Annotated in this window: 21 protein-coding genes; 5 read left to right on the top strand and 16 right to left on the bottom strand. The window is 38.9% G+C overall.

What is annotated here, in order from left to right; genetic code table 11:
* Window positions 1-46: 46 nt before the first annotated feature.
* Window positions 47-1,507, top strand: a complete 1,461-nt coding sequence (locus RIB54_RS21620) for a M28 family metallopeptidase (protein ID WP_350102977.1) — start codon at window positions 47-49, stop codon at window positions 1,505-1,507.
* Window positions 1,508-1,526: 19 nt separating this feature from the next.
* Here RIB54_RS21620 and RIB54_RS21615 read toward each other — a convergent pair whose 3' ends face one another.
* From RIB54_RS21615 to RIB54_RS21605, 3 genes are read right to left on the bottom strand one after another with little or no spacing between them, the layout of a single operon-like run.
* Entirely contained in the window at window positions 1,527-3,956 is a 2,430-nt protein-coding gene (locus RIB54_RS21615; protein WP_350102976.1) for a bifunctional UDP-N-acetylmuramoyl-tripeptide:D-alanyl-D-alanine ligase/alanine racemase, read from the bottom strand.
* Complete coding sequence (locus RIB54_RS21610; protein WP_350102975.1) at window positions 3,953-4,825, bottom strand: GNAT family N-acetyltransferase; 873 nt, start codon at window positions 4,823-4,825, stop codon at window positions 3,953-3,955. The genes RIB54_RS21615 and RIB54_RS21610 overlap by 4 nt, the downstream gene beginning before the upstream one ends.
* A 3-nt stretch (window positions 4,826-4,828) precedes the next feature.
* Window positions 4,829-5,167 (bottom strand): tRNA-binding protein, encoded by a 339-nt coding sequence (locus RIB54_RS21605; protein ID WP_350069628.1) that lies wholly within the window; start codon window positions 5,165-5,167, stop codon window positions 4,829-4,831.
* A gap of 103 nt (window positions 5,168-5,270) precedes the next feature.
* On the opposite strand from RIB54_RS21605, the gene RIB54_RS21600 reads away from it, so the two are divergent.
* From RIB54_RS21600 to RIB54_RS21590, 3 genes are all read left to right on the top strand, one after another.
* Window positions 5,271-5,711, top strand: coding sequence for a hypothetical protein (locus RIB54_RS21600; protein ID WP_350102974.1), 441 nt, complete (start codon window positions 5,271-5,273; stop codon window positions 5,709-5,711).
* A gap of 84 nt (window positions 5,712-5,795) precedes the next feature.
* Window positions 5,796-8,201, top strand: coding sequence for a TonB-dependent receptor (locus RIB54_RS21595; RefSeq protein ID WP_350102973.1), 2,406 nt, complete (start codon window positions 5,796-5,798; stop codon window positions 8,199-8,201).
* A gap of 63 nt (window positions 8,202-8,264) precedes the next feature.
* Complete coding sequence (locus RIB54_RS21590; protein WP_350102972.1) at window positions 8,265-8,849, top strand: hypothetical protein; 585 nt, start codon at window positions 8,265-8,267, stop codon at window positions 8,847-8,849.
* Between the two features lie 61 nt (window positions 8,850-8,910).
* Here RIB54_RS21590 and RIB54_RS21585 read toward each other — a convergent pair whose 3' ends face one another.
* The 3 genes from RIB54_RS21585 to RIB54_RS21575 all read right to left on the bottom strand — a co-directional run bounded on the left by RIB54_RS21585 (window position 8,911) and on the right by RIB54_RS21575 (window position 12,038).
* A complete protein-coding gene (locus RIB54_RS21585; protein ID WP_350102971.1) occupies window positions 8,911-9,642 on the bottom strand; it encodes a 1-(5-phosphoribosyl)-5-[(5-phosphoribosylamino)methylideneamino]imidazole-4-carboxamide isomerase in 732 nt (243 codons plus the stop codon).
* 154 nt (window positions 9,643-9,796) lie between these two features.
* A complete protein-coding gene (locus RIB54_RS21580; protein WP_350102970.1) occupies window positions 9,797-10,486 on the bottom strand; it encodes a response regulator transcription factor in 690 nt (229 codons plus the stop codon).
* Window positions 10,476-12,038: a sensor histidine kinase gene (locus RIB54_RS21575; protein ID WP_350102969.1), complete on the bottom strand. Its 1,563-nt coding sequence runs from the start codon at window positions 12,036-12,038 to the stop codon at window positions 10,476-10,478. Before RIB54_RS21575 ends, RIB54_RS21580 begins: the two co-directional genes overlap by 11 nt.
* Before the next feature lie 123 nt (window positions 12,039-12,161).
* On the opposite strand from RIB54_RS21575, the gene lysA reads away from it, so the two are divergent.
* A complete protein-coding gene (gene lysA / locus RIB54_RS21570; protein ID WP_350102968.1) occupies window positions 12,162-13,394 on the top strand; it encodes a diaminopimelate decarboxylase in 1,233 nt (410 codons plus the stop codon).
* Between the two features lie 556 nt (window positions 13,395-13,950).
* Here lysA and RIB54_RS21565 read toward each other — a convergent pair.
* The 10 genes from RIB54_RS21565 to msrA all read right to left on the bottom strand — a co-directional run bounded on the left by RIB54_RS21565 (window position 13,951) and on the right by msrA (window position 21,194).
* Window positions 13,951-14,379: a hypothetical protein gene (locus tag RIB54_RS21565; protein WP_350102967.1), complete on the bottom strand. Its 429-nt coding sequence runs from the start codon at window positions 14,377-14,379 to the stop codon at window positions 13,951-13,953.
* Between the two features lie 101 nt (window positions 14,380-14,480).
* Window positions 14,481-14,876: a hypothetical protein gene (locus tag RIB54_RS21560; protein WP_350102966.1), complete on the bottom strand. Its 396-nt coding sequence runs from the start codon at window positions 14,874-14,876 to the stop codon at window positions 14,481-14,483.
* Window positions 14,877-14,975: 99 nt separating this feature from the next.
* Window positions 14,976-16,133, bottom strand: coding sequence for an AEC family transporter (locus tag RIB54_RS21555; protein ID WP_350102965.1), 1,158 nt, complete (start codon window positions 16,131-16,133; stop codon window positions 14,976-14,978).
* 27 nt (window positions 16,134-16,160) lie between these two features.
* The gene (locus RIB54_RS21550) at window positions 16,161-17,354 is read right to left on the bottom strand and encodes a pyridoxal phosphate-dependent aminotransferase (protein WP_350102964.1); all 1,194 of its coding nucleotides are present in this window, start codon (window positions 17,352-17,354) and stop codon (window positions 16,161-16,163) included.
* A 343-nt stretch (window positions 17,355-17,697) separates the two neighbouring features.
* Window positions 17,698-17,955, bottom strand: a complete 258-nt coding sequence (locus RIB54_RS21545; RefSeq protein ID WP_350102963.1) for a type II toxin-antitoxin system RelE/ParE family toxin — start codon at window positions 17,953-17,955, stop codon at window positions 17,698-17,700.
* A gap of 31 nt (window positions 17,956-17,986) precedes the next feature.
* Complete coding sequence (locus tag RIB54_RS21540; RefSeq protein WP_350069671.1) at window positions 17,987-18,232, bottom strand: hypothetical protein; 246 nt, start codon at window positions 18,230-18,232, stop codon at window positions 17,987-17,989.
* A 170-nt stretch (window positions 18,233-18,402) separates the two neighbouring features.
* Window positions 18,403-19,059, bottom strand: coding sequence for a hypothetical protein (locus tag RIB54_RS21535; RefSeq protein WP_350102962.1), 657 nt, complete (start codon window positions 19,057-19,059; stop codon window positions 18,403-18,405).
* Between the two features lie 70 nt (window positions 19,060-19,129).
* Window positions 19,130-19,957, bottom strand: a complete 828-nt coding sequence (locus RIB54_RS21530) for a sulfurtransferase (RefSeq protein ID WP_350102961.1) — start codon at window positions 19,955-19,957, stop codon at window positions 19,130-19,132.
* A 6-nt stretch (window positions 19,958-19,963) separates the two neighbouring features.
* Window positions 19,964-20,431 (bottom strand): DinB family protein, encoded by a 468-nt coding sequence (locus RIB54_RS21525; RefSeq protein WP_350063641.1) that lies wholly within the window; start codon window positions 20,429-20,431, stop codon window positions 19,964-19,966.
* Window positions 20,432-20,519: 88 nt separating this feature from the next.
* Window positions 20,520-21,194, bottom strand: coding sequence for a peptide-methionine (S)-S-oxide reductase MsrA (msrA, locus tag RIB54_RS21520; protein ID WP_350063643.1), 675 nt, complete (start codon window positions 21,192-21,194; stop codon window positions 20,520-20,522).
* Between the last annotated feature and the right edge of the window lie 68 nt (window positions 21,195-21,262).

Here is a 21,262-nt window from a genome sequence, read left to right as displayed (position 1 = left end):
TATTCCTTTAAGCAGTTTTCCCTTATATTCGAGAAAATTCAACCTTATGACTAAACACATAATACTTTCCGTTTTACTGATTGCCACCATTCCGGCTTTTGCACAAACAGATGCTGAGCTGGTAAAGGCCACCATATCTCAAAACACAATTAAAGGCCACATTTACTTCCTGGCCTCTGATGAGCTAAAAGGTCGCGCTACCGGATCCCCTGAAATTGAAATTGCGGCCAAATATTTATCGACCACATTCCAGCGATATGGCGTGCAGCCTGTTCCTGGCGCTGTGGATGGATACTTTCAGCCAATAGTGTTGGAAACGGTTACCCCTGCAACCACTAAAAAAATCGTTATTGGAGAAAAGTCCTTTGAAGATATTGTAATACTAAGCAGTGGCAATATCACCAAATCAATGGAGACTGTTTTTGTAGCATATGGAACTGAGAAGGATTATAAGAAAAAGGATGTTAAAGATAAGTTGGTGATTGCACTGGCTGGCTCAAAAGAAGCCGCTGACCTAAATGCTGCCTTTGCTGCCACTGAAGAAAAAACAAAACTTGCCAAAGAAAAAGGAGCCGCTGGCTTGGTTCAACTGACCAGTTTTAATGATGCAGAATGGACACGACTCAACAGGTACTATGGAAGGTCTTCCACAAAAATTAAAAGCACTGATACTGATAACTTCCTTCACCTGATGGTGAAAAGTGATGAACAAGGACAGAACACTTTCCAGTCCAACAAATCTGTTGAGGTACAAATTGAGGGCAGCACAGCTACAGACATAGCCACCAAAAATATTGTTGGAATGGTTGAAGGCACAGACCCTAAATTAAAAAATGAATTTGTTATTTACTCTGCCCACTATGATCATATTGGTATTGGTAAACCAAATGCAGAAGGGGATTCCATCTATAATGGAGCAAGAGACAATGCCGTAGGTGTAGTGACAGTGATGAGCGCGGCTGAAAGCATTGCTAAAAACCCAACCAAAAGGTCTGCCTTATTTATACTTTTTGCAGCTGAGGAAAAAGGTCTTTTGGGAAGTAGGTACTATGCAGAAAACCCTTTGATACCGATGGAGCAGATGGTTTATTGTTTTAACAGTGATAATGGCGGTTACAATGACACTTCCATAGCTACCATTGTAGGTCTTGGGCGTACCACAGCTGCAGATCATATCAAAACCGCCTGTGAGACATTTGGGATAACTGCAATTGACGATCCGGCTGGGGAGCAAGGCCTATTCGACCGCTCAGATAATGTAAGTTTTGCTGCCAAGGGAGTACCTGCTCCTACCTTTAGCCTTGGTTTTACAGCTTTTGATGCTGAGATTGGTAAATACTACCATCAAACAGCAGATAATCCGGAAACACTGGATTATGATTACCTATACAAGTTCTTTGGTGCCTATGTATTGGCATGTAGATTAATAGCCAATGATCCGACTACACCATTCTGGACTGAAGGTGATAAATATTATGAGGCTGGGAAGGCTTTGTACAAAAAATAAGAAAATCTTTCAAAAGGGTTTACTCCGTAAAGTACACCCTTTTTACCCGTTGACTAACATTGGTCAAAATTTCATATGGTATCGTGCCAATGGCATCAGCCAATTCAATAATTGATATATTATTTCCGAAGATTTCCACCTGATCTCCCACTTCTACATTTATATCCGTCACATCTATCATGGTCATATCCATGCATACATTGCCAATGACACTGGCTCTTTGTCCATTAACCCAGACAAAGCCTTTGCCCTGGCTAAATGCTCTTGAAAACCCATCGGCATAACCAATAGCAATGGTAGCAACTACAATATCTTTCTTTGCTATACCCTTACGGCCATAGCCAACTGTTTCACCCTTTTTAACTGTTCTCAGTTGTGAAATTATAGTGGTCAGCTCGCTTATCGGTTGCAGCAATTTTTGGTCTTCGGTTTTGCCCGCTTCAACACCATAAAGTCCAATACCCAACCTCACCATATCAAAATGAAATTGTGGATAACGTAAAATTCCCGGAGAGTTCAACAGGTGAAGTAGAGGCTTTTCATTGAGAGCTGCCATCAGTTTACTGCTTAGCCGTTTAAACTTATCAGCTTGCTGTTCTGAGAATTGCTGATGAGCACCATCATCAGCTCCCGCGAGATGGCTGAAAATGCTTTTCACTTTTAAATTACTATTAGACTTGAGGGTGTCAACAAGTGCTTCTATCTCATCTTCATCAAAACCCAAACGCTTCATGCCGGTTTCAATTTTTAGATGAATAGATCCTTCACGGCCATTCAGAAATTGCAAATATTGATTAAGCAGACCAAGGTTATAAATCTCGGGCTCCAGATTATTTTTATAGATACTTTCAAAACTGTCTGGGCTTGGGTTCATCACCATAATGGGCAAGTGAATGCCGTTTTCCCTTAGTCTCACACCTTCATCTGCATAGGCAACACCCAGATAGTCAACACGATGAAACTGCATGAGATTGGCAATTTCAAAACTTCCGCTTCCATAAGAAAAAGCCTTTACCATGGCCATAATTTTAGTCTTGCTTTCAAGCTTCGACCGGTAAAAATTAAGGTTGTTGGTCAGGGCATCCAGGTTAATTTTAAGTACTGTCCCATGGATTTTTTCTTCCAAAGATTTCACAACCCTCTCAAGACCAAAAACCCTGGCCCCTTTAATTAAAATCACGGATTCATTCAGGTCTAACTGACCCATTTGATCTAGAAACTCATCAGCGCTATTGTAGAAATAGGCCGGTTGTTTACATAAAGATTGATAACCACTTATGTCGCTTCCAATTCCTATGACAAGTTCCACATGGGCTGCCTGAAGTTTCTCAAACACCTGGTTATAAAGAACTTCATCCGGCAAGCCCGATTGCAATATATCCGAGAGAATTACAACCTTCCTGCTTTTCTGTTGCTGCGCTATTAAAAACTCAATGGCACGTTGAAGTCCTCCCAAATCGTTATTGTACGTATCATCGATGATATAGCTATTGCCTATTGCCTTCTTCAATTCGAGGCGCATATTTACAGGCAGCAGCTTGTTAATCCGCTCCTGAATATCCTCTTTACCTATTTTGAGGTAGAGCATTGTGGCTATACAATGCATCATATTCTCAAAAGAGGCCGAGTCAGCAAATGGTAGTTTTAACTCAAAAGTTGCTTTCTCCAACTGCAGTTGTACCTGCACACCTTTCGAAGAGTTATCAACATTTATGATTTTAAGAGCGCAACGATCATTATGTCCCCAGCAAAAGCCCTTTACCGAAAATTTGTTATAAATCAGGTCATCATCTCCATTGAAAATCACCTTATCTACATTTTCAAATAACAGTGCCTTTTCAGATAACTTTTGCTCCCTGGATACAAAACCCTGATCATGGGCTGCACCGAGATTGGTGAAAATGCCAAAGGTAGGCTGAATAACCCTTTCAAGGTTTTGCATCTCATTGGGTTGAGATATGCCCGCCTCAAAAATGGCCATATTGTGAGCTTTGTCTATGCCCCACACAGAAAGGGGCACCCCGACCTGCGAATTAAAACTTTTTGGACTTCGCACGATATTATAGAAAGGACTCAGACAAGTGAAAAGCCATTCTTTGGTAATGGTTTTTCCATTACTTCCTGTTATCGCAATCACGGGCAATTTAAATAGCGAGCGGTGCTTTGCTGCAATTTGTTGCAGCGCTTTAATAGTGTTATCAACAAGAATAACGTTCGCCTCAGACCCTATTTTTACTTCTTTTTGAACGACAAAATTTCTAACCCCCTTGGCATACTGGTCTTCCAAAAAGTCATGACTATCATGATGCTCACCAGCTATAGCAAAAAAAAGGGCATCTCGGGATATAAATGGTTTTCGGCTATCTATGATCAGGGATTTGATCTGATCGTTGGAATAATTTGTAAGCACCATGCCATTAGTGGCTTCAGCAATTTCGTTAAACCTCATAATGACAATATCATTTCATATTGATCAATCTGGTTATCAAATCCCAACTTGGTGAAAAAGGACTTAGTACCTTCAGCTTCGTCATTCACATTGATTATTGTAAGCTTTTTCTGTAGACTCCCTTCAAAAATGTAATTAATAATAGCACTACCAATCCCATTTCTTCTTGAATCTGGCTTAATACCGATCTGGCTAATTCGCCCAAATGAAGGCTGAAAAATTGCAAATCCCACACACTCATCTTCAATGCGGGCTTCTATAATTGTTTCATTGGCCAGGTTGTCTGTTATCATTCTGGAAGAGTCAAGGAAACTTGGCTGATAATCATAGAACTTATCATAAACATCCCAATTAGGGTGTCTCACTGCAAAAATATCCACGTTTGTATTGTTCGCCATTACCTTCAAGTTATCCACATCTGCCAGAATATAGCACTTAAAAAACCTGGTTTTCTCGAAGCCTATATTTTGATAAGCCCTAATAGCCCTGTCATTAGATGTAAGCACTTCAAGCACGCATTGCTTTATCTTTCTTTCATCGAAAAGTGGCCTAAGATACTCATACATCTGAGTTGTAATCTGCTGACCCCTATACCTTGGTCTTACCCCGGTACCGCCATTATATGCTGTAAGTTTACCATCATAATAATTGACAGCAGAAAAAATAAACCCAATCAAAGACCCATCATAATTAAAGGCTCCGGCAGTGAGGTTGAAATCAATCTTTAGCTTTTGGACAAACTTTCTTACAAACTGCTCCTTAGTCAGCTTAAATGGAATGGCATAATCTGAAAAGGCATCAAGAAATGTGATGTACATTTCTGTGAGGTCTACAGGCTTAAGGTTTTTGATGTATATCGAGTCGGCCATAATTTAGTGCAATTTAGCACCATTTGGCGTTTTTTTATCTGGTACTGCCAATATTACATCGCCATTTTCATCAGCAAATCCAGTAACCAAAACCTGGGAAATAACAGGGCCTATCTGCTTTTCTGGAAAATTAATCACGCCTACAACCTGTTTTCCTATTAATTCATCAACAGAATAATGTTTTGTAATCTGCGCGCTAGACTTTCTTTCCCCTATTTCAGGGCCAAAATCTACCCATAGTTTATAGGCAGGTTTCCTGGCTTCTGGAAAGTCCTCAACCCTTATAATTGTACCTACTCTGAGGGCTACTTTTTCAAAATCTGCCCATGAAATCTCCTCCATAATTTTATTTTTATGTAATTAACAAAAATAAGGTACATGAGCCAATGGACTCAATAACCTTTTGGATTTTAATGCGTATATTAGGGCACTTCGAAAAGTTAAGATGAGTAAAACTACTAACAAGCCATTATTGACTGTCCTGTTAATATCAGGGGTTTTATTCCTAAATCCATTTTATAGTTTAGCCCAAGAGGGTAGCCCGGGTCATGGTTTGGGGGATTTTAATCAAAATGACGGTAATTATAATCAAGAGCAATTACCCGCTGATGGTATTGGTGACACACATAACAATGCGACATCCATCAAAGAAAATTCAGTAGTAAAGCCAGCTGCCAATAATACTCAGGAAAAGAAAAAGGTTTTGAAGCCTATTGAACCAAAAAAAGTACAGACGGCAGAAAAAATTACACCTTCAGGTACAGCAGGTAACACTACCGAAAATGCAGGTAATGCCGAAAACAACGAGTCCGTTCTAGGATTTAATGTACTTTATTACATGATTCAAAAATTCAAATTCAATGACGTTAACGTCATAGATCAATAGATTTCCCTATAAGTACTAATATCACCATTTGCATAATTCCTTGCTGATGTTGAATAAGTTTCTGCAACTTTGTTGCATTAACTTATGAGACCCTTACTAATTCTATTAATATTTTTTTCGAGCCTAAACGCATTTGGTCAAAAACAATCGTGCAAAGATGATTGCAGCTGTACTGTACAAGGAAAGGTAGTAGACGCTGCCAATTTGAAGCCGGTACCCTTTGCCACTGTGCAGTTGGCAAATACAAATAAGGGAACAACCACTAATGAGCATGGGGAGTTCTCGTTAACAGCATTGTGCGTAGATGAATTCGATTTAGTATTTACACACATTGGTTATAAAACCTTAACCCATCACCATGATCAATTTCATAATAACCCAGTAATTAAACTGGCTCCAGACGATTTGATACTTGAAAGTGTTGTAATCGAAGAACTCAGCAATGCCAACGCTTTTAAGAGTAACACAACTACGAAAATTCAGGGTAAAGATTTAGATCAGATTAAATCTTCTTCTTTAGGAAATGTATTATCAAGTATCTCAGGGGTATCAACACTCACAACTGGCAGCAATGTAGCAAAGCCGATAATTCATGGTTTGCACAGCAACAGAATTCTAATAATCAACAACGGTATCCGACATGAAAGCCAAGACTGGGGTCAGGAACATGCCCCGGAAATTGATGCCTCACTTATTGATGAAATCGAGGTAATAAAAGGTGCTTCTGCCGTTAAATATGGCCCCAATGCATTGGGTGGAGTAATTCTGATTCGTCCACCTGAAATGGAATTAACTTCTCACCTGCATGGTGATTTGAATTTAAAAGGAGAAACCAATGGCAGGGCAGTTGACGGCAACTTACTTATTCAAAAAGGATATGGCAATCTGGCGTGGATGGCACAGGGTGCTGCCAGATATCAAGGTGATATGAGTGCCCCGGATTATGAATTGACAAACACTGGTATGCGGGAGTATAGTACTGCATTTGGTTTGAGGTACCATCGAAAAAACCTGGACATAAAGTCCTTTTTCAGCTACTTAGATCAAGAACTTGGAATTCTAAGGGGTTCTATTACCGGAAATATAGAAGATTTGGCAGATGCCATTAATGATGAAGTTCCTGATTTTACTTCTGCTTTCTCCTATAGTATAAATACACCTAAGCAGCGGGTAACGCACACACTATTAAAAACTGAAGCCCAATATAATTTTAGTAATAGCAGACTGGATATAGCATATGGTTTGCAAATGAATAACCGCCAGGAATTTGATGTACGAAGAGGCAGTAATAATGAAGTACCATCTATAGATTTAGAACTTACAACACACTCCATCGATGCAGAATGGCTGCATCCGATTGTGAACAAATGGGAGGGTTCAATAGGTGGACAGTGGTTGTACCAGGACAACAATAATATTCCCGGAACTAACACCATACCTTTTATACCAAATTATAATAACACCCGGTTTGGAATTTTTATTACCGAATCAAGGCCATTAAACCCTAATGTAGAATTTGACTTTGGACTTAGATATGATATACAATTGGCTTCGTTCAGAGGTAGGGACAGCCGCAACGATATTTTTAGAAACGAACAAAACTTTACGAGTGTAAGTGGTATTCTAGGTATTTCCAAAACCCTAAAAACTAGCGGCAAACTCAGGTTCAATATTGCAACAGCCTGGAGGCCACCTAACATAGCTGAACTCTATAGTTTTGGTAAGCATCAGTTTACCAATGAATACGGGTTTTACAGGTATACCCTTGAGGGAGAAACACTGTCAACCTCTCAAGTGCTGGATAATAACACTCTAGATGTAAAAAATGAGTTAGGGTATAAATTCATAGCCAATTATACCTTTTCAAATGACCTTATTCAAATTGACGCTTCTCCTTATGTAAACATCATTGATAACTACATTTATAAAGCGCCTGGTGGCATTTCTGGAACAGTAAGAGGTACACTTCCCCTGTTTATATACAAACAGACTGATGCTGTATTTGCCGGGGCAGACCTCACTATTAATTATCAACATACCTTGCGATGGTCTTCTAAAATAAGTGGTACCTTTCTTTATACCAAAGATGTTGGAAATAACGATGTGCTATTTAATATCCCTCCAAACATGGTTTCTTATGGGCTTAGCTACAAAACGAAAATCGGAGAATATGAGTGGGGCGCCAAGGCAGATATTAGTTATACCTTTAAGCAATACAATGCCCCCAGGGTAATAAGACCGGAAGTCTTTGTTGATGACCCTGATTACAACCCCTTCATCGATAACAATGCTAATTTTGACTTTACCAAAGCACCTGATGGCTATGCATTGGTTAACCTGGCATCTGAATTAAGTTTACAAAAATGGGTTTTTTCATTGAGGGTATTAAATGCATTAAACACCTCTTACAGACAGTACACTAACCTGATACGCTACTTTGCTGATGAACCTGGCATAAACTTTCAACTTGGGGTGCAATTAAAATTATAATCTTCTTGCAACATTGTTGCAGTTGCAATAATATTGCATATAATTAAAACAAAAACTAGAATTATGAAATACCTGAACATTTTAATGTTAGCTCTATTGGTTGGATTTGCATCATGTGACGATGATGATGCTCCTGAAGCTGAAAACGAAGAAGAAGTAATCGATCAAGTAATTTTAACTTTTTCACCGGCCGGTGCTGGAGCGGATGTTGTTGTTACTGCAACTGATCCTGATGGTGACGGTGCAGCTGATTTTGTTACACCTGCTATTGCACTTTCAGTTGATCAAACCTACACCCTTACATTGGAAATCAATAATACAATCGAAGGTGAAAGTATTACAGATGAAATAAGGGAAGAAGATGATGAACATATGTTCTTTTATGAATTTACTTCTGGTTTATTTTCCAGTCCTTCTGGCAATGGCAATGTGGATAGCAGGGATGGTGCGGTAAATTATGATGCTTCTGAAAATGATGCTGATGGTAATCCATTAGGATTAACTACGGTTTGGCAAACTGCTGCAACTGCGCAATCAGGAAAATTCAGGATTATTTTGAAACATCAGCCAGATATTAAATCAGCTACATCCACCGCTCAAGATGGTGAGTCTGATATTGATCTTGAATTTGACATTACAGTAAACTGATAGTTCGATTTGGTTTAAGTTGAAATCAGTTAAGCCTCCTGAAGTAATTCAGGAGGTTTTTTTATGATACCTTAACGATGAACTTCTCCAGCTCCTTTAGTTTGATTCTTCCTTCATAGAAAGCCTTACCAAAAATAACAGCAAAAACGCCCATGTCATTTAACCTTTCAATGTCAGCAACATCTCTCACACCACCACTGGCAAGCACACAGATGTCCTGAAACTTATCAATAATTTGTTGATAAAGATCAAAAGCAGGGCCTTCCATCACACCATCCCTGGAAATATCAGTGGTTTTAACATACTTAAGGCCACGGGAATAGAAATAATCTATGTGCTCAAAGATGTCAAGGTCTGTTTGCTTTTGCCAACCACGAATGGCTATTTTTCCATCAAGGGCATCTGCACCTAACGTAATTTTTTCCCTACCATATGACACTATCCAGGAAGCGAATAGTTCCTTTCGGGTTGTTGCTATACTTGCTGCGGTAATGTAACTGGCTCCATATTCATAGGCCTTGGAAATATCCCCATCGGTATGGATTCCTCCGGTAAAGTCCACCTTCAGATTAGTATAGCCGGCTATGGCTTCCAGAATATGATAGTTCTTGGGTTGCCCCCTTTTTGCCCCATCCAAATCCACCAGGTGTACTACTTCAATGCCATGATCTTCAAAAGATTTGGCAAGGTCTATTGGGGTTTGGTCATACACTATTTCCTTACTAAAGTCGCCTTGCTGAAGTCTGATAACTTTTCCATCATTTATGACAATTGAAGGTATAATCTGAATCATTGATGTCCGTTGGTTTAGAGATTACAATTCTAATCAATCAAGATATTTGATTGATAATACAACACGTAAAAATTTATTAAAATATCCGAAGGAATTTGTAGGGCCGCACTTTTACCTGTTCTTCCTAAGGGGAAAAGGTAAAATAAGAAAATATTTAGAATTTTACAAGCTTAAAACCTTCACCATGTATGGTCAATATCTGCAACGAATCATCCTGATTGAGGTATTTGCGAAGTTTGGCCACATAAACGTCCATACTGCGGGCATTGAAATAAGAATCGTCTCCCCAAATGTGTTGAAGGGCGGTTTTTCTTGACAAAACCTGGTTTTTATGGGAAACAAACATTTTCAAAAGTTCATTTTCTTTGGTGGTCAGGCTTCTGGCAGAACCATTTAAAGCCAACTCTCTTTTATCAGGATGAAAGGTATAATTGCCCAATTGTACCTCCTCAGCCAGTTCAGGAGGCTGTTGATTGGTTCTTTTCAATATGGCCTTTATCCTTAGCAGCAATTCTTCCATGCTGAATGGCTTGGTAATGTAATCATCAGCGCCAAGCGTAAGCCCTTTGATGGCATCTTCCTTCATAGCCTTGGCAGTAAGGAAAATTACAGGAATGTTACTGTCTATATTTTTGAGCTCGCCAGCCAGTTCAAAACCATCCTTTTTGGGCATCATAACATCCAAAATGCAAAGTACAAACTGCCCGACTTTAAACTTTTCCAAACCCTCCTGTCCATCTCTAGCCAGCGTAGTCTGAAAACCTTTAAGTTCTAAATACTCTTTCAATATCTGCCCAAGGTTAGGGTCATCTTCCACCAAAAGGACTCTTTGTTTATCCGCCATAAGGTAATGTGATTTTAAAATTACTCCCCTTCCCGGGAGAAGAATCCACTTGAATCTGACCATCATGTTTGTCCACAATGGTTTTAACATAGCTCAGCCCCAGCCCGAAACCTTTAACATCATGCCTGTTGCCGGTAGGCACCCGATAAAATTTATCAAAAATCCTCTTAACAGTGTCTTTGGACATGCCAATGCCATTATCCCGCACGTTGATTTCAAAAGCACTGTCTGTCGAAGTAGTGGATATTGAAATTGTGGGCTGTTCCACTGAATATTTTATAGCATTGTCAATCAGGTTCCTCAGTACATTGCTCAAATGGTGTTCATCGCCAATTAAACTGTCCTTTATGGCATCAAGGTTTAGCTCTAGTTTTCCCCTTCTATCTTCAATGGCTATCATCAGATTAGCCGTGGCCTGGGTGATCAATTGATGCATTGAAAGCTTTTCCTGCTTTATGGAAAATGAGTCCTTATCCAGCAAGGCCGATTGTAGCACTTTTTCTACCTGGTTAAAAAGCCTAGTGTTCTCATCCTTGATCATACCCAGGTACCTGAGTAGGGTTGACTCATTAGCACGCATCTCCTTTTCATTCAAAGCCTCCACAGCCAGTGATACAGTAGCTATAGGGGTCTTGAGCTCATGCGTCATATTGTTGATAAAATCATTCTTAATATCAGAAAGCTTCTTTTGCCTGAATATTATGTAGATGGCATAGCTAAAGCATGTCACAATAATCAAAATGAAGAGTATGGATGCTGCCAGTGTGGTCCAAATCTGTTTGTACAGGAAGGATGTTTGGTTTGGAAAATTGACCAGCAGATAGTTAGCGTTCTCGAAAATATCATTTGGAAATAGCGCAGCTCTAAATTCTGTTTTTTTAAGAACACTGGGGTCTTCCCTTTCCTTACTCAAAAACTTATTCTCATCAGCGTTCCAGACAGCATAATTATAGTGGAGGTCAATTCCTTTGCTGAGCAACGATTTCTTTAAAAGAGAATCTACTCTGTTTAGATCTATTCTTCTTTCATGCTCTGTTTTAGGCCCCATCAAATTCTCCAAGACCACATTAACCATTTCGGCCTTGGCCAAAATCCTAAAAGTAGAATCCCGTGATGAGCCAGATAGCGTATCGCCCTCTACTATAATTTCAATCGTCTCAGAAGGTTTAGAAATACGCTGTTTTAGCACGGTAACTGACTTTAGATCATCAACTTTTGAAGGATGAAGTGGCGCGGGAGGAGGCATAATTGAATCATGGTTGATATAAACATATCGCTTGCCATCAGAAAAGAAGCCCTCTTGCTTAAACTCATACCGCAATCGGGTATCATCCTTGGAATAAAAAGAAAAGATATTGGCCGTGGCCATCTCCGCCACCTCCCTGCGCTCTAAAGTAGTGGCTACCTGATGCAAAGAAGAGATTACATTTTCCTTAAAGGCCTTTTTGTTCAGCTGAATGGCATTATTGATCCAGTACACTTGAAATGAAGTTAGGCCCACCAATGCCACTGACATTAATACGATAATTGTCCATATGGTAGAGCCTTTCATGATACAAAAATAAGGGATTATTCCCTTGGCTAATTCTATTTAACTTTTTTTAACACACAACAATAAATTCAATCCTTAGCGGTTTCTGCTTGGTTTTTAAGCAGCATAAGAATAATTTCGACCATGGAATTGAAAAATGGAGCCTATACAATGCAGGGTCTTGACCTTACTAAGATTGCAAAGCAGTTTGGTACCCCGCTTTATGTTTATGATGCCGATAAAATTGTTTCGCAATTGCAGGCGTTAAAAAATGCATTTTCTAATCAAAAAATTAAGATTAAATACGCTGCTAAGGCCCTAACCAACCTTTCCATTCTTAAGTTAATGAAAAAGCATGGCGCAGGGGTAGATGTTGTATCTGTGCAGGAAGCTGAATTGGCCATGAAAGCAGGTTTTGAACCCAGCGAAATACTTTTTACTCCCAATTGTGTGTCTTTTGCTGAAATAGTGGAAGCTGTGGATCTTGGGTTGATGATCAATATCGACAACATTTCTATTTTAGAGCAGTTTGGACATAAATACCACAATAAAGTTCCGTGTTGCATCAGGCTGAACCCACACATTATGGCTGGTGGCAATGCGAAAATTTCTACTGGTCACGTTGATTCAAAATTTGGTATTTCTATCTATCAGCTCCCACATATATTAAGGGTTGTAAAGACCAATGGTATTCATGTTACCGGATTGCATATGCATACTGGTTCGGACATTTTAGATGCCGATGTATTCTTAAAAATTGCTGAGATACTTTTTGGTGTAGCTCGTGATTTCCCTGATTTGGGATTTATAGACTTTGGCAGTGGCTTTAAAGTAGGCTATAAAGAAGGTGACATTACTACTAACGTGTATGATGTTGGTGTTAAAATGGGGAAAGCATTTGATGCCTTCTGCGAATCATATGGCAGAAAGCTGGAAATGTGGTTTGAACCGGGTAAGTATTTGGTAAGCGAATCAGGAGTGTTTTTAGTGCAGGCCAATGTGGTAAAAACCACTCCGGCAACTGTATTTGTGGGTGTTGATTCTGGGCTGAATCACCTGATCCGCCCAATGATGTATGATGCCTATCATGAAATAGTGAATATCTCAAACACAAAGGGTACGCAAAGGGTATACACCGTTGTGGGTTACATCTGCGAAACCGACACTTTCGGGTGGGACAGGAAAATGCATGAGGTAAAAGAAGGTGATATCATAATGATGAAAAATGCCGGAGCCTATGGCTTCTCTATGGCTTCTAATTATAACTCTAGATACAGACCAGCTGAGGTGTTGGTTTATAATGGTAGAGCCCAGCTGATCAGAGAAAGAGAGACCATGGAAGATATATTAAGGCATCAGGTGGAGATAGAGATTTAGGGACTTCACAATGTGAATCCAAGTGAGCTCTTACAACATGTTACATGACCTTATTTCGCTCTGTAGACAATCCAATCTAGACTAGCTGAATAAAGTAACTTCTAAAAATGCTATTAATGGTGTTCAATAATTAATAGCAAGAAGTTTATTATGTACCACTTTTTTAAAAATTCCAACCTTCTAGTTTCCTTTAAATCAGGACTATTCGACTGTAAATATTCTTCAATTACCTTAACAGGATTACCAAAGTAAGGGCGGTTAGGATTAGTGTTGATTCCTAATTTATTAAGATAGGTGATGTAGATAATTATACAACCAAAAAAGCTAGCAATAACTATGAAAAAGTAGATTTGAAGAATCATTTGTTAGTCAATGACATTTAACACCCCGATATCAACAACCGAGTGTTATTATTTATTAGTCCGGCTAATCTAATTGATTTTTGAGAGACATCACACCAGATATAAAAGAAGACATCAGTTGGAGATAGAGATTTAGGGAACTTCGGGCGGTGAAGTCCAAATGTGCCCTTTAATAATTTTGGCCTTAGTTTTCTTTATATTGGTGAGGATGTTAAGACGAGTTCTTTGTTTTCAGTTCCTTTTCCAGATCTCCTTGTTCTTTTGTAAATGCCATTAAGAGTTGAGCCGATCTTGAAGGATAGAATAAGATATTTCATAACCGTTGGATCGATATCCGGCCAAGAATATTCTTCATTTAGAAAATAAGCATGCTCACTAGGTTTAACGTTTGTGGGGTTTTTGTTAGGTTGTCCAAGAAGTTTGACAATTTCTGTTTGAGTCATTCCTAATCTAAGGTGGTTGTTTGCAAGGTCTACAAGCATTTCTTCACGATGTGTATACCCAAAATCAAATTGCTTGTTCCATAGCTCCTTATCAAATGGTTCCTGGTTAATTGGCATTTCGCAGTTTGTCAGAAAGCTGCTAAGGATAACTAGGAGTACGTATTTAAGAAATTTTTTCATGCAGTTATTGTATGCCTACACCCCATTATCAACAACCGAGTGCGTGTTATTTTTTGTCTAGCTAATCTAATTGAAATTTTGAAGAGGAGAAGTCAATCTTATCAGAGTCGCTTGCAGAGGACTCTGATAATTTTACAGGGCACTATTCCTAATAAGTTTTGTTGCCACCAGTTTTTATTTTTTATAAAGTCTTTATAGCATTCAATGCATAGAGTTTGATTGTCACTGGTAACACATGAATCATTTTCTCTAATGTCATTTGAACAAATGTCACAATGATCATGAGTCCATCCATTTTTAACTAATAAAATCTTTTTATCATCAAAAGTTTGTCCTGTGTATAACCAAGTGGATCCGCCATTTTTATCAACTAATGCATCCTTTGGTTTCCAAATTGATTCAGTCCATTTCAATTCCAAAGCCCAGTCTAAATCTTCTTTTAGAATCTTCGAATTAAATTCCCTTCCTGATTGCGATATGACGTTTTCAGATTTCATTTTTTAATTGGTTACAGCAACCAAACACATGTTTTATTTATCTGACTAATCTAATTGTTTTTTGAGAGACATCTTAAGACATCAGGTAGGAACAGAAATTTAAGAAGCCTTTTTAGATCTCAAATCTTCCAGCATTCTGTTGAAGAAGGGGATTTCCTTTATAGAACGATCGCTGCTGGCGGTTGTATGAATGGCCTTAACAAGTATTGGTATAATAGAAACGCCAATCAACCCTAGGCCAATAGCTGCAACAATAAATGGGTTTAGAAAGACCGTTTGAAAAGTGAATATTCCTATTATCAGCAGTGTTGAAAAAGGCAATGAAAGTGCCAGTACTGATACTGCAAAATTGGTGTTGAACGTGTTGTTTAAATTTCTATTCTTCTCTTCCAGAGTATTGACTGCACTCATGTGGGCAAATGGCCAGAAGCTGCATGAGCTTTGTGGAAACACAATCACAAGCAATGCTACGGCTGGTGTTAGTGCCGGAAAAAAGTAGATAAACGCAGCGCTGAGGATAAATGTGATTCCCGATCTTAATGTCAATAAGAAGAAAATGGTTTTTAGCTCTTTCCATTTGATTTTGACGGCCATACCTATAAAAAGCAGTACCAATGGAGTCATGATAGTGCTGAGCCGTAAAATGGTATTTTCTAAAAATACCGGAAAGGAAGACAAATGAATGCCAAAACCTAATAGAACAAAAGCGATGATCATCACCATATTAATGGGTTCATTGATCAATGACAGTAATAGACTTTTGATTTTACTGCTTCCTTCTTCTTGGGGGCTAGACTTAAACTGCAAGTGGTACCAGTGCATGGCCAGCATATAAAGCAGGATTAGTACAAACACCTTATTGCCAACATCCGCCACAGCGGCCATGGCCAGCTCTCCATCCCCTAAAAACTCGATTATAAATGGAAAACATGAGAGGCCCGGAGCCAATGATGGAAGTAGCATCAATAATGTTCGGTGTTCTGCTGAATTCTTTTTTACCCCAAAACTTCCGAGTAAAAAGTATGAAAGGGTCAACAGTATAAAGTTGAACAGCAAGGCCAAAATTGGGAGCAACATCAGCCCCAGCTCGAGTTCTATTTTGAGTAGGGCTACAAAGATGGTAGCCGGCAAGGCAACACTTAAAATAAGTACTTTAATACCTTTTAAGTTTTGATCATTAGTGATCTTCTTTTGGAGTAACAACCCCAAAAGAATAAGTAATAGAAAGCCTATTGCCTTTTGAAAACCCAAACTCATTTTAAATGCTTCTTAATTAGTGGTGAATTAGACAATCACTTTTTTCAAAGCTTTGCTGAAGATTTTCATTTCTTCCATAGTACCCATACTAACCCTACAGTAGTTCTTTCCATGGATTTCAAATGATCGCACACCAACGCCCTGCTCGGTCATCATTTTCAAAAATGCTTTGCCTTCAAGCTCTATCGGGAAAAGCACGAAGCTGGTGTATGACTTCACATAGTCCATGCCCATGGCATCAAGACTGGCATAGACATGCTCTCTAGATTCAGTATTTAGCTTCTTGGACTTTTCAAGAAATACGGTATCATCCATACTGGCTGAAGCAGCATATATAGAAGGGTAAGTGATGCCCATGCCTCCTCGGGTTATTTTTTGCAGCTTGTCCAACATCTCCTTTTGAGCCACCACATAACCAACCCTAAGGCCTGCCATGCCATGAATTTTAGAGAATGTGCGGGCTATGATTACATTCTTTCCTTTATTGATCAAAGAGACCATGCTCCTCTGTACATCATCGGGCATGAAGTCCAAATAAGCCTCATCTATAAACACCGGAACTTTATCAGATGCTCGGGAGCAAAAGTCTTCCAGCTTTTTGCCATCAGTGATGGTACCGGTTGGGTTGTTAGGGTTGCAGATGTATACCAACTTAGTATCAGCATCAATGGCCTTTTCCATACCGTCTAAATCGTGCGACCAATCATCTTTTAGCGGAACGCCTTTCCAGCTGGCACCAGTCGCCTCCGCCACTCTTATTAATGACATATAAGATGGGTCTGCCGAAACCACATTGCCACCGTCAAGAAAAAGTACCATTCCTGTTTTCTCCAAAAGGTCTGAAGAGCCAGGGGCCATCATAATATTTTCAGCAGCTACACCTTCTTTCTCGGCAATCTTCTCCATCAAATCAAACAGCTCACGCCAGGCATACCTGTTGCCTTTAACTGCCGCATCTTTAAAAGCTTCAAGCGCCTTTGGAGACGGCCCGTGAGGATTTTCATTGGCATTCAATTTTGCTAATAGTGCCTTTGGCTCAGCAAATGGCTTATTGATATGCTCTTTGAAAAAAGGGCTGTATAAGAAATCGCCATATTTATCAGTGTTAGGAAATACTCTGGGTGTTTCTCCAAAACTCAAATGAGGCGCTATGGCTAGTCCGCCAATGGATAATAGTCCTGATTTGAGCCAGTCTCTTCGGTTTAGTTTGGTTGATTCCATTTTAGTAGTGATTTATAGGTATTGATTTTAAGGCTAAGCTTTGAGTAATGCATTAGTGATTATTGCATCAACAAAGAATCAAATTACTAATAAAATCAATGTATATTAAGTTTATAGGGTATTATTTAACCCTATTTAATAATATTATTTCATGCAAACGATTTTTTAGGGCATAATTTGATCCTAATAAATCTGAATGATTGTGAATTTTGGTTTTTTAGGGGTATTTTTAGACCTAAACAACTAATAAGAGGGGAGTGTGGGAGTAGGTATAGAGTCTCGTTAATACTGTTCAAATCATTTTCTGGTAAGGAAAATCCTTACTCTTACTAAATTTCGTATGCTATCGCCCTGGTTTTAACTGTCTATTATCTTGCATGGCAACCACGATAATTGAATCCTTCTCAACACTATAGTACACCGAAGTGTTTTTGTGCAAAACGGCCTTTCTCAAGTTGGGGTAAGAATTAGTAGCAGGGTACAACTCAGGAAATAACGAAATCACCTGTTCAAACTGTGAGAGCAATTTTAAAAAATCTTCTGCCTCCTTGATGGTGAATTTTCTGATGAGATAATCGCGAATATCTTGAGCATTTCTCAATGAACGTGCCGTTCACCTAACCTCTAATGGTTTATTCATGTGACTCTAAAGCTTTCCAAAATTCATTTGAAGTAAGGGTATTTCCTTCTTCCAAATCTTTCAAGCCCAATGTGATGTTCTTACGTTCTTTGTCATTAAGGTAATCCCACCAGTCACCCGTAGCAGTACCTCTTGAAAGCTTTATGGAGTTTAATAAATTTAGAAGGCTGGAATCATTCAGGGAACCCACCCACTTAGTTAACTCCTCTCTCAATAAATAGAATTCTGTGGCACTCATAATTTCACCTTTTTATAAAGATACGAAATATTGTAACACAGTGGTTTATAGGACTTAGCTAACTATGGCGATGAGCTCTAGTATATTCTGGGTTCAAGGCAGGTGACTTATGAGGTGGATGCAAGTCAAAATTTTGAGATAGATATAAAGATTTAGTCTATACAATTAAGTCAATTGCAAAAACATAACGTGACTGCAATAACCTTATGGCTTCTTAGTTGATTGTATAGTGTTTTAAATTCCCCTTCCTCAAAATGTTCAGTCGAAATAATCTTGTTTATTAATTCTTCATATTCTGAACTGCCATCATGAATAAAAAAAGCTTGTGGACAACAGCCATCTCTTTTATCAATTTCATAAAATGTTGGATTCTTATTCATCCAAACAGTATCAGATCTCTCAATCGAAGAAGATACACCATAGCCCCATGATTCATATATAACTACGTCTTGATATTTAAGCTCCTTAATACTCCTTTTTGAAATAACCGTTTTTCTGGTCGATACAAATCTAGCGGCACTAACTCTTTTCAAATCCTGGTTTGGATCAGGGAATTCATATAAATGCACAAAATCAAAGACATCAATATCACTTCTGTTGTTAGACTTATTCCACTCGTCTAACATAGTTCTGGTTAGATACTCATTTGATTGCTTGAGTCTAACCATCATACTATCCGATATTAGCTCGAAAGGAGCTATATAATATCCAACCAGAGTAGTATCACTCGTTATAATTTCACATTTAAAATAATACACCTTACCATAATCTGCATATGCCGAAGCATAAGACATTAAGAAAAAAAATAAGGCTGCTATTATTCTCATGTATTAATAAATTCTAACTCCTGATTAACAATATTATTCTACCTAATCCTAATTAGTCCAGCGAGCAACCCTACTTCTCCACCGGCAGATCAAGTCGCTGCGCCCATTCCGTCCATGAGCCATCATAAACGGCCTTCTCATTATTGAGTATACCTTCGCTAGCCAACAAGGTAACACAAGCCGTCACGCCAGATCCGCAGCTAAATACTACTGGCTCATCTTTAAGATTAAGTGCATAAAAGATAGCTGTCCTTTCTTCTTTAGACTTAAAATGGCCGCCTTCAATCAGACTCTGAAAAGGAACACTTAATGAATTAGGTATATGGCCTCCTCTTAATCCTGCTCTTGGCTCTGGTTCTGTGCCATTGAATCGGCCGGCTGAGCGAGCATCGATAACAGTAAAGTCGGTAGCATTAAGATTGCTTTTTACATCCTCAATGTTCTTGACTTGTGCAATATCTAGGTGGGCGGTAAAGTCGCCCTTCTCAATTTCTTGTTCCTTTATATCTTCTGTTGGCAACCCTCGCTTGACCCAGCCAGGCAAACCACCATCCAGCACGGCTACATTTTTATGCCCCATTACTTTATACATCCACCAAACTCTGGGTGCAGTATAAATGCCCATATTATCATATACCACAATTTTGCTGCTATTATTGATGCCTAATGCCCGACTTGCTTCCTGAAAATCTTGAGCAGACGGAAGGGTATGGGGTAATCCTGAGCTGGCATCGCTAAACGTACCTTCAAGGTCAAAAAACCTTGCTCCTGTAATTTGAATTCCATCATAGTCAGACTTCTTGCCTGACACATTTACCTTTAGACTGGCGTCTAAAATCACCAAGTCAGGGTCATTAAAATTATCTTTTAACCAGGCAGCTGATACAACAGAATCCATATTAATTTATGTTAATGATAAAACTGCCCTTTTCAAGGCCATCAGATAACCAAGGTGAACACCTTCATGCACATTGTTAAATGTTATGGCATCTTCAATAGAGTTCAATTCATAGCCATAACTTGTTGGGTACTTATTGTAGGTCTTGAAAAGTCCTGAATTATAATCAGACTCTAAAAGGTCGGGTAAACTCCTGGCGTATTTCTTTATTTTCTCGAGATCTGTATGCTCAAAATTGGGTGATGGCAGTGTGCCTTTGGCAAATTTCTGAACAAAATCTTCATCCAAATTCAGCGCATTGCCTGACAGTTTATAACATAACAACTGCTGCGTAACAATCACATGGCCAAGGTTCCACATCAGGTTATTGTTAAACCCTTGGGGGATTACGTTTAACTGCTCAAGTGTTAAATCCTTAATAACTGCCAGCTGATTACTTCTGGAAACCCTTAATATTTCAAATGCCTCTTTCATGCCTTAGTGGTATAATTATCCGTTATACAAATAAAGCGATTAATTGAAATAAATTCTTGGATCAGCAGCTTTAAGGCGCTGGTAAAAATTACTTTTTGTATTTCTTCTTTAGATAGTCTTTATACTCTTTCACAAACTTCTCCACCTTGGGTCTTGATACAGAATAAACATAGGGCTGGTTAGGATGCAACTCATAGTAGTTTTGATGATAGTCTTCTGCAATATAGAAGTTAGTATACGGAACAATCTGGGTAACAACTTCCGAATCATATTTACCTGACTTATCAAGATAATCCTTCCTGTCTTCTGCAGACTTTTTCTCTGCTTCAGTTCTGTAAAATATGGCTGATCTGTATTGCTTACCAACATCTGGCCCCTGGCGGTTTAATGTCGTTGGGTCATGACTAGCGTAAAAGAACTCCACCAACAATTCGTAGGTCACAACAGATGGATCATAAGCAATTCTAACTGCCTCTGCATAATTGGTAAGACCTGCGCCTACCATTTCATAAGTAGGGTTATCGATAGTGCCTCCCGAATAACCTGACACTACATCTACTACTCCATTAACTCTTTCAAAAACAGCCTCAGTACACCAGAAGCATCCGCTTGCAAAGTAGGCGGTGTCTAATTTTGCAGCCAAGGCCGGATCAATAGCTACTGGTTCCTCAACTTTCTTGTTTTCATGATTGTTATTTTTAGCAGCACAGCATACTAATAGAATACTACATAGAATGAGAGTTATGGCACTGAAGATTTTCATAAGTCTTGTTTTAGGTTCACCTGTTCTAACTTTTATAAAGTTATAATGTTTCATGCATTTATGACATA

Source organism: Fulvivirga sp. (assembly GCF_040218215.1).
Classification (GTDB): domain Bacteria; phylum Bacteroidota; class Bacteroidia; order Cytophagales; family Cyclobacteriaceae; genus Fulvivirga.
This window is presented reverse-complemented; position numbering and strand designations above follow the sequence as displayed.